The 14,168-nt window shown below is 63.2% G+C and carries 12 protein-coding genes; 5 read left to right on the top strand and 7 right to left on the bottom strand.

The window, feature by feature from the left end:
- Positions 1-46: 46 nt before the first annotated feature.
- Positions 47-883: a universal stress protein gene (locus KKP04_RS01015; protein ID WP_215025256.1), complete on the top strand. Its 837-nt coding sequence runs from the start codon at positions 47-49 to the stop codon at positions 881-883.
- A gap of 67 nt (positions 884-950) precedes the next feature.
- Here KKP04_RS01015 and KKP04_RS01010 read toward each other — a convergent pair whose 3' ends face one another.
- The 3 genes from KKP04_RS01010 to KKP04_RS01000 form a co-directional block, all read right to left on the bottom strand.
- On the bottom strand, positions 951-1,658 hold the full coding sequence (locus KKP04_RS01010; RefSeq protein WP_215025254.1) for a glycosyltransferase: 708 nt from the start codon (positions 1,656-1,658) through the stop codon (positions 951-953).
- A gap of 531 nt (positions 1,659-2,189) precedes the next feature.
- The gene (locus KKP04_RS01005; protein WP_215025251.1) at positions 2,190-3,914 is read right to left on the bottom strand and encodes an alpha/beta hydrolase; all 1,725 of its coding nucleotides are present in this window, start codon (positions 3,912-3,914) and stop codon (positions 2,190-2,192) included.
- Between the two features lie 183 nt (positions 3,915-4,097).
- Positions 4,098-4,586: a hypothetical protein gene (locus KKP04_RS01000; RefSeq protein ID WP_215025247.1), complete on the bottom strand. Its 489-nt coding sequence runs from the start codon at positions 4,584-4,586 to the stop codon at positions 4,098-4,100.
- Between the two features lie 364 nt (positions 4,587-4,950).
- Between KKP04_RS01000 and KKP04_RS00995 the strand changes: the two genes are divergently transcribed.
- Positions 4,951-5,976, top strand: coding sequence for a patatin-like phospholipase family protein (locus tag KKP04_RS00995; protein WP_215025243.1), 1,026 nt, complete (start codon positions 4,951-4,953; stop codon positions 5,974-5,976).
- A 364-nt stretch (positions 5,977-6,340) separates the two neighbouring features.
- Positions 6,341-8,059: a DEAD/DEAH box helicase gene (locus KKP04_RS00990; protein WP_251133809.1), complete on the top strand. Its 1,719-nt coding sequence runs from the start codon at positions 6,341-6,343 to the stop codon at positions 8,057-8,059.
- A gap of 12 nt (positions 8,060-8,071) precedes the next feature.
- On the opposite strand, the gene KKP04_RS00985 is transcribed toward KKP04_RS00990, so the two are convergent.
- A complete protein-coding gene (locus KKP04_RS00985) occupies positions 8,072-8,551 on the bottom strand; it encodes a YaiI/YqxD family protein (RefSeq protein WP_215025627.1) in 480 nt (159 codons plus the stop codon).
- A 248-nt stretch (positions 8,552-8,799) separates the two neighbouring features.
- Here KKP04_RS00985 and KKP04_RS00980 point away from each other — a divergent pair, with 248 nt between their 5' ends.
- Together KKP04_RS00980 and KKP04_RS00975 are read left to right on the top strand one after the other, a co-directional pair.
- Complete coding sequence (locus tag KKP04_RS00980; RefSeq protein WP_215025241.1) at positions 8,800-9,678, top strand: class I SAM-dependent methyltransferase; 879 nt, start codon at positions 8,800-8,802, stop codon at positions 9,676-9,678.
- Between the two features lie 86 nt (positions 9,679-9,764).
- Positions 9,765-11,576, top strand: coding sequence for a thiamine pyrophosphate-binding protein (locus KKP04_RS00975; protein ID WP_215025237.1), 1,812 nt, complete (start codon positions 9,765-9,767; stop codon positions 11,574-11,576).
- Positions 11,577-11,727: 151 nt separating this feature from the next.
- On the opposite strand, the gene KKP04_RS00970 is transcribed toward KKP04_RS00975, so the two are convergent.
- From KKP04_RS00970 to dapA, 3 genes are all read right to left on the bottom strand, one after another.
- A complete protein-coding gene (locus KKP04_RS00970; RefSeq protein ID WP_215025234.1) occupies positions 11,728-12,123 on the bottom strand; it encodes a hypothetical protein in 396 nt (131 codons plus the stop codon).
- A gap of 599 nt (positions 12,124-12,722) precedes the next feature.
- Entirely contained in the window at positions 12,723-13,199 is a 477-nt protein-coding gene (gene smpB, locus KKP04_RS00965; protein WP_013420234.1) for an SsrA-binding protein SmpB, read from the bottom strand.
- A gap of 2 nt (positions 13,200-13,201) precedes the next feature.
- Positions 13,202-14,089, bottom strand: a complete 888-nt coding sequence (gene dapA, locus KKP04_RS00960; RefSeq protein ID WP_215025231.1) for a 4-hydroxy-tetrahydrodipicolinate synthase — start codon at positions 14,087-14,089, stop codon at positions 13,202-13,204.
- Positions 14,090-14,168 lie beyond the last annotated feature (79 nt).

Here is a 14,168-nt window from a genome sequence, read left to right as displayed (position 1 = left end):
CCAGCCGACGCGGATATTTCGGGAAGCGACAGGTTGGAGGCACGCCATGCCCATCAAGACAATCCTGGTATATCTGCCCAATGGACGGACGGCCGCCGCCATTCTCGGGCCGGTGGTCGAGATCGCGGCTTCGCGGTCTGCCCATGTGATCGGTCTGCACCTCATCCCGCAGGTGCCCGAGTACGGCGAATTCCCCGCCGACGTTTCAGAGGAAGTCATTTCGCGCATTCAGAAGGCGGGACAGGATGCAGCCAGGGAAGCGAAACAGACCTTCGAAGGGGCGTTGCAGGACAGCGGCCTCACCTTCGAATGGCGCTGCTTCAACGCATCCTATGCCGCCGGGTCCGACGCAATCGTGAGGAATGCCCACGGAGCGGACCTCGTGGTTTGCGGCGCGCAGTCCGAGGATCCGCCCGACGCGTGGAGCGACTTTTCCGAGATCGCGCTGATGGGTAGCGGTCGGCCGGTGCTGATCCTGCCGACGCTGAAGCCGCAGAAATCCGTCGCCCGAAACGTCATCATCGCATGGAACGACACCCGCGAGGCGGCGCGCGCGGTGTTCGACTCGCTCGATCTGATCAGGGACGCCTCGACTATCCGCGCCGTGACGGTGATCCAGCGCGAAAGCGAGCGCGCAGCGGCGGAAGCGCTCGGCGCAGATTTGATCGCAAACCTTGCGCGTCACGGCATCGCCGCCTCAAGCGAAGTCGCCCATGCAGGCGAACACGGCGCAGCCGAGGCCATCAAGCGGCTGATGGGGCAAGACTGCGACCTGCTCGTCATGGGCGGCTACTCGAAATCGCGCTTCCGCGAGATGCTGTTCGGCGGCGTGAGCCGCGACGTGCTGCGACAGGTGCCCGTCGCGACGTTCGTTTCGCATTGAGCGCCGGTCCTTGGAAGTCTCTGAAGCCAGAGGCAGGCTTGCGAAAACCGCGAGCCGACCCTTTGCTTTAGGGGCTGCGACTTAACCCCAGAACTTCAGCAAGTGCCTGCCCTGCCTTTTCGACCGAATAGTTCGCCTTGAAACGTTCAAAACCCGCGGTACCAAAACGCGCGGTCCGTTCGGGGTCATCGACTGCCTCGCGGATCGCGCGTGACATGGCGTCCACGTCGTCGATGGGAACGATCCAACCCGTTTCGCCGGGAACGACGATATCGCGCGGACCAGGCGTATCGGTCGCGATCACGGCGAGGCCGCTTTGCATCGCTTCGGTGATGACGATGCCGAATGCCTCGCGACGTGAGGCGAGACAAAAGAGATCTATCGATTCAAAAAATCGACGGGTGTCCCGCACCCACCCCAGCCACTCTACCCTGTCGCCAATCCCAAGATTGAGGGCAAGCTCGCGGCAAGACCCGAGTTCGGGCCCATCCCCGGCAAGGACCAGTCGCAGACCAGGCCTGTCCTCAGCTACCCGGGCGAATGCCTGAATCAGCACATCGATGCCCTTGTGATGGGCCAAAACACCTGCCGCGCCGATCCGTTGAACGGGTTTGACTGTACGCGGCGCAATCGATGTCGAGACATCCGCGATAGGGCCGTTGCGGATGATCGATACCGTCCTCGCAAGTCCGCTACGGCGTGCATAATCCTCGAGCGTATTTCTATGCGCCCTGGAAATGGCCAGCCAATGCCGGATACGCCATCTGTTCCTCATTTTCTCGTTGTGAAAGACAACGCTATGACGGACACCCCGTAGCCAGGTGACAGCTAAAAGCCAATGTTTCCCGCAAGGATGGAGGACGGCCTTGAGACTTTTCCTCGCGCGAAGCATCCGCCTTACAATTGAAGGGTGGAGAAGTGCCACCCCAGCCTGCTTCAGGCCGGTGTGACAGAAAACCGGGATCCCAAGAGCCGAGACTTGCTCGCCGACAGTCTTGGAGGGCGTCCAGAATTCTACCCTATACCCTGCTGACTTGAGCGCTAGAGCATAGAATATCGTTGCCGAAACGACGCCGCCAGTTTGGTTGTCGCTTGAGTGAAGGACGACAAATTGGGGGTGTAACGTCTCAGCTAAATCAAGCTTTGACCCGCTTCTCCCGCTGTCGGAATCCAGAGAAACTATCATAAAGCACTACCTAAACTTGCCAAACAATAGCTTGCGTGCAAGACGCAAAGCCTCCCCTTCAAGCTCAGATCGTTGACGATCGCGAACCGGGTTGTCAGCGAAAAAGAACTCGCCGCCCCGCTACTCCAAAACATAAGCGCCCGGCGCGTCGCACAGCGCGGGATACCCTGCCTTCGGCGCGCCAAGCTTCGGCGGCGGCACGGCCTCGTTCGATCCCGCGCGGAGCCACTTCGACCATTCCGGCCACCACGAGCCGTCTTTCGGCGTGTTCGTGCGAAGCCACGTCTCCGGACCGACATAGGGCATGTCGTGGCGCGATGTCGCGATGCGATAATGGCGATGCTTGCGCCCCGGCTCGGAAACGATGCCTGCATTATGGCCGCCGCTCGTCAGCACGAAGGTGACGTCCGTGTCGGAAAGGACGTTGATTTGATAAACCGAGCGCCATGGCGCGACGTGGTCCGTCTCCGTACCCACAACGAAGATCGGCGCGTTTATGTCGCGCAGCGCGATCGAGCGGCCGTCCACATGGTAGCGCCCTTCGGCTAGCTGGTTGCCCATGAAGATGTCGCGCAGATATTCGGAGTGCATGCGCGCGGGCATGCGCGTCGGGTCGGCGTTCCAGGCCATGAGGTCCATCATGGATGTCCGCTCGCCGAGCATGTAATCGTGGATCATGTGCGACCAGATGAGGTCGTTCGAGCGCAGAAGCTGGAACGCGCCTGCCATCTGGGCGGACGAAAGATAGCCGCGCTCCTCCATCATGTCTTCGAGGAAGGCGAGCTGGCTCTCATTGACAAAAAGCTCAAGCTCGCCGGGTTGGCTGAAATCGGTCTGCGCGGCGAGGAGCGTCAGCGACTTCAGCCGATTGTCGCCGTCGCGCGCCATGGCTGCCGCCGCGATGGACAGCAGCGTGCCGCCGAGACAATAGCCGAGCGCATGCACCTTCCGCTCCGGCACGATCTGCGAGATGGCCTTCAACGCCTCCATGATGCCGAGGCGGCGGTAATCGTCCATGCCCGTATCGGCGTAGCTTTCGTCCGGGTTCTTCCACGAGATCGCGAAGACCGTGAAGCCCTGATCGACCATATATTTGATGAGCGAGTTCTTCGCCGACAGATCGAGGATGTAATATTTCATGATCCAGGCCGGAACGATCAACACCGGGTTCGGATGCACTTTCGCGGTTGTCGGACTGTACTGGATGAGTTCCATGAGCCGGGTGCGGGCGACAACCTTGCCGGGCGTTACGGCGAGCGTCTTGCCCACCTTGAACTCCTCGACGCCCGCCGGTGGCAGACCGGCCGCATCGCGCTGCTTGTCTTCGACGAGATTCAGAGCGCCGCGCACGAGGTTGAAACCGGCTTCACGCACCGTCTTGTCGAGAAGCACCGGGTTCGTGGCGATGAAATTGGACGGCGCGACCATGTCGAGCATCTGACGCGCGAGGAAGTTGACGGCCTGCTCGTGTTCCTTGCTGACGCCGTGGACGTTTGTCGTCGCCGCGTCCCAGAGATTCTCCCACACGAGAAAACTCTGCTGCATCACGTTGAAGGGAAAGCGCTGCCAATCCTCATGTGCGAAACGCCGGTCGGGCTTCGCGGGAGGCGGACATTCGCCCGCCGACAGGTCGCCGCTCGTCAGTGTCGCCAGCGTGTAACGCTGAAGCGCGGCGGCGTCGGTGAACAACTTCCAGCCGAGTTGCAGCCGCGTGCCCGGCGCCATCGACAGATGCAGTGCCCAGTCCATGTAACAGAGCATCAGCGCCGCCGGGGACACCCCGCCTGTCTGCCTGGCCAGCGAATAATGAAAAACGCGGTCGATCGCGCTCGTGCTTCCGATCATGGCCCCCTCCAATGCAGGTACTTGCCCATTCCGGGGGGATCTAGCACGAAAAGTCGGCCGCGCCGAGGCTACAATCGGTAACGCGTTATGTTAAGATGCGGAAAGGGTACGAAAAAGCACGCCGCGGCGCATCACCCGGACGACAGCCCAGGTGCAGCCCTGCGGCGCGGCGACCCATATTCATCAGACGTGACGATTGTTGCCGAGACTTGCCATATATTCGGCGAAAGGTTGCGCGAGCTTTTCGCTTTCCCGCATGTAGTCGGCAGCAAAACGCGTCAGGAATGCCTGCTGGAGACTGCCGAATTCGGCAACCGAGCGGCAGTGCGCAACCTGATCGGGCAGGCTCAGATACTGCTCCCACCGGCTGCCGAAGAAGTGGCACAGTTCAACCTGATTTTGCACGAAGCGCTTGAACAGATCTTCTCCCGACTTCTGCCATTGGGCGACCGCGTTGTCGTAAGTCGCGGTTGTGGCGTCTGTCCCGGCGCCATGCAAAGGCGCGGCGGAAGCCGAGCCGTTCCCGCCCAATCCTTCGGCGGCGAATCCCTGAATATCGCGAGCGCTTTTCGCGAGATTTTCGTAGTTCTTTTTCCAGACATCGATGGACTCGACGTAAGCCCTCAAGACCGGCGAGAGGTCGAACGTGGCGGGCTGCGGGGATTGTTGCATGAAGCGTCTCCCTTATTGTTATTCGAAGGGCTTGCCGCGCTATAGTAGATCATAACTTGGCGCCGTACACATGCATATACCGGGCATATTAAACAAACAATGGACGCGTTCGTCGGTTTTGAAACACATGAAATGATACGCTCAAGTCTGACCAAACTTGACTTGATCCGTGAAACTCAAGGGCGACTTAATCTTTCCCTTCTTATAGTGTGCGGGGCTCGAGCAAGCCAGAAGGAGGGGGCAGGCAAATGTCCTTCAGTATTCCGCAGATTTTCGCGTGGGTCGTCATTGGCATCGCGGGCGGCGCGCTGTTTCGCATCTTCAATCTGCTGTGGGCTTGTCAACGCAACAAGGCCGTCTGGCGATGACACAGAGCCGCGCGCCCGTAACCGTAGATCTCGCCCTCCAGGGCGGCGGCTCCCACGGCGCTTTCACTTGGGGCGTTCTGGACCGACTGCTCGAAGAACCGTGGCTTGAAATCGAGGGCATTTCCGGCACCTCGGCGGGCGCGATGAACGCCGCCGTCATGGCCTGCGGTCTCGGCAAGGGCGGCCGTGACGGCGCGCGCGCCTCGCTCGATGCCTTCTGGACGCGCGTCGGCGAGGCGGCGCGGTTCAGCCCGTTCCAGCGCAGCCCGCTCGACGTGATGCTCGGCCGCTGGTCGATCGACACCTCGCCGCTGTTCGTCGCGCTCGACATGACGGCGCGGCTGTTCTCGCCCTACGATCTCAATCCCGGCGGCGCGAACCCGCTTCACGACATCCTCGCGGATTGCATCGACTTCGACCTTTTGAAGCGCGTCCCGCTGAAACTCTTCATCACGGCAACGAATGTTCACACGGGGCGCGGCCGCGTGTTCTCCAACAACGAGTTGTCGCCGGATGTGCTGCTGGCATCCGCCTGCGTCCCCACTTTGTTTCAGGCGGTCACCATCGACGGCGAGCCTTATTGGGATGGCGGCTATTCCGGCAATCCCACCATCACGCCGCTTGTGCGCGGCTGCACGTCGGAAGACGTCATCCTCGTGCAGGTGAACCCGGTCGAGCGGAACGGCACACCGACGACCGCGCGCGAAATCCTGAACCGCCTCAATGAAGTGTCGTTCAACGCCACGCTGCTGAAGGAACTGCGCATGATAGCGATCCTGCGGCAGGTTGCCGACGCGGGCGATTGCGAGGGCGCGCGCTGGGCGAAGATGCGAACGCATCGCATCGCCAGCGAGGTGATTTCTGAACTTGGCTCGTCGTCCAAGCTCAACGCGGAGGCAGCGTTCCTCGCCATGTTGCGCGAAGAGGGGCGGCGAGCGGCGAACGCCTTCCTTGCCTCGCATGCCGACGATATCGGCACCCGGTCTACGCTCGATCTCGATGCGTTACGGGACGCCGTTTGATCGCAAGGCAGAAGCTGGAGCATTTTTGCAACCTCTGGGCCGCTTCGCAACCGGCGAGTTGCGCAAACATCGCAAAGCTGCCATTTTGGGTTACCTTAGAACACCCTCGCGGTCCCGGAAGGCTGCTCGGTCGCCTGCCGCCATCAAAGCGAAGGGCTGACTGTCATTTTGTCCTGCCGCTCCAGTGGTTTTCGATTCTGCCGTAGATCCGGCCCACGAGTTCGAGAGCACATGTCGGGATCGGAAACCACTCGCAACCATTTGATTCTGGTGGAGCTGTTCATTTGACATTTGTCCGCGAGCATGCGGCAGGTGGAACCAAATGCAAATTCGCTCCTCTAATTGAGAACCGAAAGCGCTTCACATGATAGTTATTGATGGAGTGCCTCCCCTATTCGTGGAGGCACTCGCCAAACAAGGGTACACGACCCTCACCGATGTCCAGCGGGCCGTGCTCGAAGGAGATGTCGGCGAGTCCGATCTTCTCGTTTCGGCGCAGACAGGCTCGGGCAAGACGGTCGCTTTCGGCCTCGCCATGGCGTCGACCCTGCTGCGCGGCCACGATCGCTTCGCGAGCGGTTCCGAGCCGCTCGCCGTCGTCGTTGCGCCCACGCGAGAACTTGCGCTGCAAGTGCGCCTCGAACTCGAATGGCTGTATGCACCCACAGGCGCGAGAATCGCGTCCTGCGTCGGGGGCATGGACATGCGGCAGGAACGCCGGGCGCTCGCGGGCGGCGCGCATATCGTCGTCGGCACGCCGGGGCGCCTTCGCGATCACATCACGCGCGGCTCGCTCGACATGACGGCGGTGCGCGCCATGGTTCTCGACGAGGCCGATGAAATGCTCGACCTCGGCTTCCGGGAAGACCTGGAGTTCATCTTGAAGGCGGCCCCGCCGGAGCGCCGCACTCTCATGTTTTCGGCGACGGTGGCCAAGCCTATCGAAACCCTCGCCCGACGCTTTCAGAAAAACGCCATCAGGATTTCCGCCAACACCGGGGCGACGCAACACGCCAACATCGATTACCGCGCCGTCGCCGTTGCTTCCGGCGAACGGGAAAACGCCGTCATCAACGTTCTGCGCTTTTTCGAGGCGAGCAGCGCGTTTGTCTTCTGCACCACGCGGGAAGGCGTGAAGCATCTGGCGGCCCGCCTCGGCAATCGCGGGTTCGGCGTCGTCGCGCTTTCCGGTGAGTTGAGCCAGACCGAGCGCACGCGCGGGCTTCAGGCGATGCGCGACGGCCGGGCGCAGGTGTGCGTTGCGACGGATGTCGCCTCGCGCGGCATCGATCTGCCTAATCTCGACCTCGTCATTCATGCCGACCTGCCGAAGGACGGCGAGGCGCTTCTGCATCGCAGCGGACGCACCGGGCGCGCGGGCCGAAGCGGCGTCAGTGTTCTCATCACCCCGCACAGCAAGCGCCGCAGCATGGACAAGCTGCTGCTGGCCGCGAAGGTGAAGGTGACCTGGATGCCGGTTCCGAGCGCCGAGACGATCCTCAAGCGCGACCGCGAAAGGCTCATGAACGATCCTTCGCTGGACGGCCCCCTCAGCGACGAGGAACTCGAGTTCGCCCGCGAAGTGCTCGCAACGAAAAGCCCGGAGCAGATCGCTGCGGCCTTCTTCCGCCAAAATCGAACTCGTCGCCCGACGCCGGAAGAATTCGTGGATAGCGGACGCGATGCCGGGGAGGTCGAAGCACCGCGCGGCGACTTCGAGGGCGGCGTCTGGTTCCGGGTCTCGGTCGGTCGGAAGCAGAGAGCCGAACCGCGCTGGATACTGCCCCTTATTTGCAAGGCAGGCGATGTGACCAGCCGGGAAATCGGCGCCATCCAGATCCTTGAGGGCGAGAGCGTGTTCGAGGTGAGCGCGCGCGCCGCGCCGGACTTCACCCGCGCTCTGACACGCACGGGCAAACGCGACGACACCATCGCCATTGTGCCGATGAACGGGCGCCCCGAACCGCGCGCGAGCTACGCGGATACGTCTCGGTCGGGCGCGATGAGCAGAAGCAGCCGGAAGACGCCGGGCGCGCGCCGCAAGAAAGCGCCTCAGACTTCGGAGGGTGCCCGAAAGGCCTGACCAATCCCGCCGCTACACGCCGAAGCCGTCGCGCTTCAGCCGGACAACCGCGAGATCGAGCGCCGACAGGAAATTGGCGCGGTCGCGCGGCTGGAATGGCTTGGGCCCGCCGGTGACTTGGCCAGCGGATCGAAGATCGGCCATCAGGTCGCGCGTCGCAAGCGCCATCCCGATCGATGCGTCCGTCAGCGCGCGGCCGGTCGGCGAGATGACGTCGGCGCCCGCCCTGACACAGCGATGCGCGAGCGGCACATCTGCCGTAATGACGATGGCGCCGCGCGATACCCGCTCCGCGATCCAGTCGTCAGCCGCATCGGAATTGCTTCCGACGAGCACACGCTCGATCAAGGGCGATTTCGGAATCTGGATTGCGCTGTTGCTCACGACAAAGACCTTGAGCGCGCAGCGCTCGGCCACGCGGTAAACCTCGGCCTTGACCGGGCATGCGTCGGCATCGACATAAATTGCGATCGGCTTGGCGGGCTCGGACAAATGGTGCTCCCTGATCGTCGCGCCAGCGCGCGGGCGGCCCAACGCCGCGATAGCCTTGCCGGGAATCAGTAACAATCGTTCTGGATGTCGCCAACAGCGGATTCGAAATTGTCCTGAAGCCGCCTGGACTCCCTCGGCTTCTCTGACAATGACAAAAGACACGAAGGTGTACTGCAAAAAGCCGCTCCGATGTTGATAATGTCAAGCTCGGCGCCTTAATGCCCCCAAAATGCAATGGAGAAGCGTCCATGACGGAAAACGATCAGCGCGCGGAATGGAGGCGCAAGGGCGAAATCTGGGTCGTCAACCACGAGCGCATCGACCGCATGCTTGCGCCGCTTGGCCGCGCCGCGCTCGATGTGGCCGCACCGAAGCCGGGCGAATCCGTCCTCGACGTGGGCTGCGGCGCGGGCACGACGACGCTGCAACTTGCGGAGAAAATCGGGGCGGGCGGCAGCGTGCTCGGCGTCGACATTTCCGAACCGATGCTCGACTTTGCGCGCGAGCGTGCTGCGGCGGCCGCGTCCGGCCTGCCGATCCGTTTCGAGCTTGGCGACGCCGCGACATACGCCTTTCCGCGCGCGCGGTTCGATCTTCTTTTCTCGCGCTTCGGCGTGATGTTCTTTGCCGACCCGGTTGCCGCATTCGCCAACCTGCACGGCGCCCTGAAGCCGGGCGGGCGGCTTTGCTTCGTGTGCTGGCGTCCGGCGGCAGAAAACGAGCTGGTGAGCCTCCCCGCGCGCGCTGTGAAAGCTCTCATACCGCCAGCCCCTCGCTCCGAGCCGAACGCGCCGGGGCCCTTCTCTTTCGGCGATCCCGCGCGTGTGACATCCATCCTGTCCGGCGCGGGGTTTTCCAACATCGCACTCGAAACGTTCGGCTGCCGGATGCTCTACGGCGTCGGCGAAACGCGCGACGGGGCCATTGACGATGCGGTGGAGCAAGCCTTCGAAACCGGTCCATTCTCGCGCGCGCTGGGCGAATTGCAGGGCGACGTGCGCGAGCGGGCGCGGGAGGCTGTGCGCGCAGCGTTCGCGGACCGCGCCGAGGACGGCGGCGTGTTCATCGAAGGCAACGCATGGATCGTTACCGCGCTAGCGGACCACTGGCGTAATCCTCGACAATAGGCTCGGTGGAGCGCGGTGCCTTCCCGGTATAGACTGCCCCTCGCCACGGCTGCGCACCAAGACGCGCCGGGTAAGGGGGAGGAACGATGGCCGTAGTGCTGAAGGAAGGGCACGCGCGAAGCCGCGTCGCTGCGCGCAAGGGCGACGCGCGAGGTGAGGCCCATGCGAGCCCGGCGCGGCATGCCGGCGATGCGATCGCGGCAGCGCTGAAGGCGCACGGCGTGACGGCGATTTTCACGCTGTGCGGGGGGCATATTTCCCCGATCCTCATCGGCGCGAAGGATGCGGGCATTCGCGTCGTGGATACCCGCCACGAAGCGACGGCCGCTTTCGCCGCCGACGCCATGGCGCGATTATCGGGCGTGCCGGGCGTCGTCGCCGTCACCGCAGGCCCTGGCCTTACGAACATCGTCACGCCGCTCAAGAACGCGCAACTTGCGCAGTCGCCGCTGATCCTTTTTGGCGGCGCGGCGCCAACCATGCTGCAAGGGCGCGGCGCGCTTCAGGACATCGATCAGCGCCCCGTCGTCGCGCCGCATGCGAAGGTCGTAAAGCAGGTGCGCCGCGTGCGCGACATCGGCCCGGCGCTGGAAGACGCCTTCGCCGTGGCCCGCGAGGGCGTGCAAGGACCGGCGTTCATCGAATGCCCCATCGACCTGCTCTACCCCGAAGCGCTGGTGCGCCAGTGGTATGCGGAGGCCGGCGGCCGAGGGCAGTCTTTCGGCGCGCGGGCGCTGCGATTTTACCTCACTCGTCATCTCGAAAAGATGTTCCGCGGCGCGAAAGCGACAGAAGCGCCGCGACCGCGAACCATCCGCATTCCCAACCCGGCGTCGTCGAGCGTGAACGCGGCGGCGGCGGCACTCTCGAAAGCGGAGCGTCCGCTCGCCATCATCGGCAGTCAGGCACTGGCGACGGGCACGGACGCGGCGGCGCTCGCCGAAGCGATCTCGCGGCTCGGTATCCCGGTCTATCTATCGGGTATGGCGCGCGGGCTGCTGGGCCGCGACCATCCGCTCCAGTTGCGGCATCAGCGGCGCAATGCGCTGAAGGAATCGGATTGCGTGATCCTCGCAGGGGTGCCGTGCGATTTCCGGCTCGACTACGGCAAGCAGATCCGCAGCGCGGCCACGCTGATCGCGGCCAACCGCAGCCGCAAGGACGCACGCCTCAATCGCCGCGCCACCATCGAAGCCATCGGGGACGCGGCGCTTTTCCTGCGCGCGCTCGCCGAAAGAGGCCGCATCCACCGCGACGACTGGCTTGCTTCGCTTCGCGCCCGCGATGCCGCGCGTGAAAACGATATCGGCGCGCAAGCGGCTGGCGAGGGCGCGCATGTGAACCCCATCGCCTTCTTCCGCGCACTGGACCGGGAGGCGGCGGACAGCGCAATATTCGTGGCGGATGGCGGCGACTTCGTCGCGACCGCTTCCTACATCGTGCGCCCGCGCGGACCGTTGAGCTGGCTCGATCCCGGCGCGTTCGGTACGCTCGGCGTTGGCGCGGGCTTCGCGCTCGGAGCGGCGCTGGCGCGGCCGGATGCGGAACTCTGGGTGCTGTTCGGCGACGGTGCCTGCGGCTACAGCCTGGCGGAATTCGACACCTTCGTGCGGCACGGCATTCCGGTGATCGCGGTCGTCGGCAACGACGCGGGGTGGACGCAGATTGCGCGCGAGCAGGAAAAGGTCCTCGGCGACGATTTCGGCACCGTGCTGGCGCGCACAGCCTATCATGAGGTTGCCGCAGGATTCGGCGCTGAAGGCATTCTTGTGAAGACGAATGCGGAAGTGCCCGACGCGCTCCGGCAAGCGCGCGCCGCCGCGAAAGCGGGGAAGCCGGTGCTGGTCAATGTGTGGCTCGACCGGACCTCGTTCCGCGAAGGGTCGATCTCGATGTGACGAGCGCGGCGAAAAGACTTCAGCGCCGAGCACGATCATGCGGATCGGAAGGCTCGCGCGCGCAAAAAAGGCGGCCCCCGGGACCGCCTTTTTGGTTCGTTTCGCGGATGAGGCAGCGATCCTGCCTCCCGCAGCGTCTTGCAAAATCATATCAGAGATACTTGCCCGTGATTTCGGCGACCTGGAAGCAGCGCGCCTGCGGCTTGTTCTCGACATAGACGCCGAACTTGCCGTTGAGGACCGTGGAGTGGCTGAACGTGCGGAAATCCGACTTGGCGGCCGCCGCGCAGGGCTTGTCGGACACGTTGATCTTCACGGATTCGATGGCGACGCCATTGCAGGCGACCGGCTCGGCCAGAACGGCGAAAGCGCCACCGCTCTTGAGCGCGACATTGCATTTCTCGGCGGGAATGACCTGAACGCCGGATGCAACCTTGAGGGCCACAGGCTGGACGGCCTTGGGCGCTTCGACGACCGCCGTCTTGACGACGGTGGCTTGCGGAATGACGGCGGCAGAAACGCGGCTGTGCTGGGACTTAACAAGCACTACTAACGCCACAAAACACGCCAACAGGACGATGATCGTCCGGGTGTTAATCTGAGTCATAGCAATTCCCCGTGTGTTGCTTTTGGCTGATGCGGCGCGGCGACGATACCGGTGAGCTTCAGAATAGGACCCCTTCTAACAGCATCTGAACTGGTTACCATTTCGTTAATTCGTTTATTTCTCGAAAACGAAATTCACGAAAGCTCCAAACGTGTGAGAAAGCTGCAATAGCATGCCTATCTATACACACACGCGCATGTTTATACACACGCGAGGGGGATATTTTGGGTGATTCGGCAAAAAAGCGCGTCGCTACAACCATTTCCTGACAACCTTGCGTGGTGCTTATCGCCCGCAGCCGGTTCAATGCCTGCCGCACGTCACCGGGGCTGCGGCCCCGCATTTGATTATTGCGAGGAAAAAGGCAGGTTGTGACAAAGCGGTAACGGTGTCCCGCCTAGGCGTGCGACGAAACGCGCTGTGCGCGATGCAACGGTCCGCACCGCTCGCGGCGCGTCGACCCCGGCAGGTGTCGAGGGATTCGGCAAGTCTTGGCGAAGTAGTTCTGACACGAAAGAAGGCGGGTGCGGCGCTCCGCGTCAGCCGCGATCGCGCATGAGGCGGCCCTTCTGGCGCTCCCAGTCTCGGTTCTTTTCCGTCTCGCGCTTGTCGTGCAGCTTCTTGCCTCGCGCGAGAGCGAGTTCGAGCTTCGCGCGGCCGCGGTCGTTGAAGTAGATGCGCAGCGGCACGAGCGTCATGCCCTCGCGGTGGATCGCGCCCATGAGCTTGTTCACCTCGCGCTTGTGCAGCAGAAGCTTGCGGGGGCGGCGCGTCTCGTGGTTCAGGCGGTTCGCTTGCAGATATTCCGGAATGTAGGCGTTGATCAGGAAGATTTCGCTGCCCTGCGCGGTGGCGTAGGACTCGGCGATATTGGCCTTGCCCTGCCGCAGAGACTTCACCTCCGAACCGCCGAGCGCGATACCCACCTCGAACGTGTCGTCGATGAAATAGGAGAAGCGCGCCTTCCTGTTCTCGGCGACGACTTTGCGAACCGATGTCGCGGCGGGAGCGGCCATGCTTATGCGGCCTCGCGATGGAGCAGGCCGACCTTTTCGAGCGCCGCGTCGACGCGCGCCCTGGAGGCTTCGGACAGCGGTGTCAGGGGGAGGCGCGTATCGGGCTTGCACAGGCCGCGCCGCGACGCCGCATATTTCACCGGCACCGGATTGGTTTCGACGAACAGTGCGTCGTGGAGCGGCATCAGAAGGTCGTGCAATTCGAGCGCCTTCGCATAGTCGCCCGCGAGGCAGGCGTTCTGGAAATCGGAGCACAGCTTAGGCGCAACGTTGGCCGAAACCGAAATACAGCCGTGGCCGCCATGCGCGTTGAAGGCGAGCGCGGTGCCATCCTCGCCCGAGAGCTGGATGAAGTCCGGCCCGAGCGCCGCGCGCTGCTGGCTCGCCCGCACGGGCGAAGCGGTCGCGTCCTTCACGCCGACGATGTTCTTCAGCTCGAACAGCCGCGCCATGGTCGCGACCGACATGTCGATCACGCTGCGCCCCGGAATGTTGTAGATGAGGATCGGGATGTCGATGGCGTCGTTGATCGCCTTGAAGTGCTGGTAGAGCCCTTCCTGCGTCGGCTTGTTGTAATACGGCGTCACGACAAGCGCGGCGTCGGCCCCCGCCTTCTGCGCATGCTGCGAGAGCGCGATGGCTTCCGCCGTGCTGTTGGAGCCGGTGCCCGCGATGACCGGCACACGGCCCTTTGCTGCGGCGACGCACGTCTCGACGACGCGTTCATGCTCTTCGTGGCTGAGTGTGGGCGACTCACCCGTCGTGCCGACCGGAACGAGGCCGTGCGTGCCCGACTGGATCTGAAATTCGACCAGGCGCGCGAAGGCTTCATAGTCGACGCCCTCACCTTCAAAGGGCGTAACAAGCGCCGTAAAAGAGCCCTTGAACATCTCGTCCATCCTCACCTGACCGCTGTCATTTTTACGGAAAAGCCTAACGGCGCGTTAACCAGTATACCGTTTCCGCGAA

This window comes from Rhodomicrobium sp. Az07, from assembly GCF_018619475.1.
Classification (GTDB): domain Bacteria; phylum Pseudomonadota; class Alphaproteobacteria; order Rhizobiales; family Rhodomicrobiaceae; genus Rhodomicrobium.
The sequence above is the reverse complement of the archived record's forward strand: the minus strand, read 5'-3'. Positions and strand labels throughout refer to the sequence as shown.

Bases quoted from the DNA above. Each gene is read 5' to 3' on its own strand.
- smpB (WP_013420234.1), bottom strand. From the start codon at position 13,199: ATGGCCGCTCCCGCCGCGACATCGGTTCGCAAAGTCGTCGCCGAGAAC.
- KKP04_RS00995 (WP_215025243.1), top strand. From the start codon at position 4,951: ATGACACAGAGCCGCGCGCCCGTAACCGTAGATCTCGCCCTCCAGGGC.
- KKP04_RS00980 (WP_215025241.1), top strand. From the start codon at position 8,800: ATGACGGAAAACGATCAGCGCGCGGAATGGAGGCGCAAGGGCGAAATC.
- KKP04_RS00975 (WP_215025237.1), top strand. From the start codon at position 9,765: ATGGCCGTAGTGCTGAAGGAAGGGCACGCGCGAAGCCGCGTCGCTGCG.
- KKP04_RS01000 (WP_215025247.1), bottom strand. From the start codon at position 4,586: ATGCAACAATCCCCGCAGCCCGCCACGTTCGACCTCTCGCCGGTCTTG.
- KKP04_RS01005 (WP_215025251.1), bottom strand. From the start codon at position 3,914: ATGATCGGAAGCACGAGCGCGATCGACCGCGTTTTTCATTATTCGCTG.
- dapA (WP_215025231.1), bottom strand. From the start codon at position 14,089: ATGTTCAAGGGCTCTTTTACGGCGCTTGTTACGCCCTTTGAAGGTGAG.
- KKP04_RS01010 (WP_215025254.1), bottom strand. From the start codon at position 1,658: ATGAGGAACAGATGGCGTATCCGGCATTGGCTGGCCATTTCCAGGGCG.
- KKP04_RS00990 (WP_251133809.1), top strand. From the start codon at position 6,341: ATGATAGTTATTGATGGAGTGCCTCCCCTATTCGTGGAGGCACTCGCC.
- KKP04_RS01015 (WP_215025256.1), top strand. From the start codon at position 47: ATGCCCATCAAGACAATCCTGGTATATCTGCCCAATGGACGGACGGCC.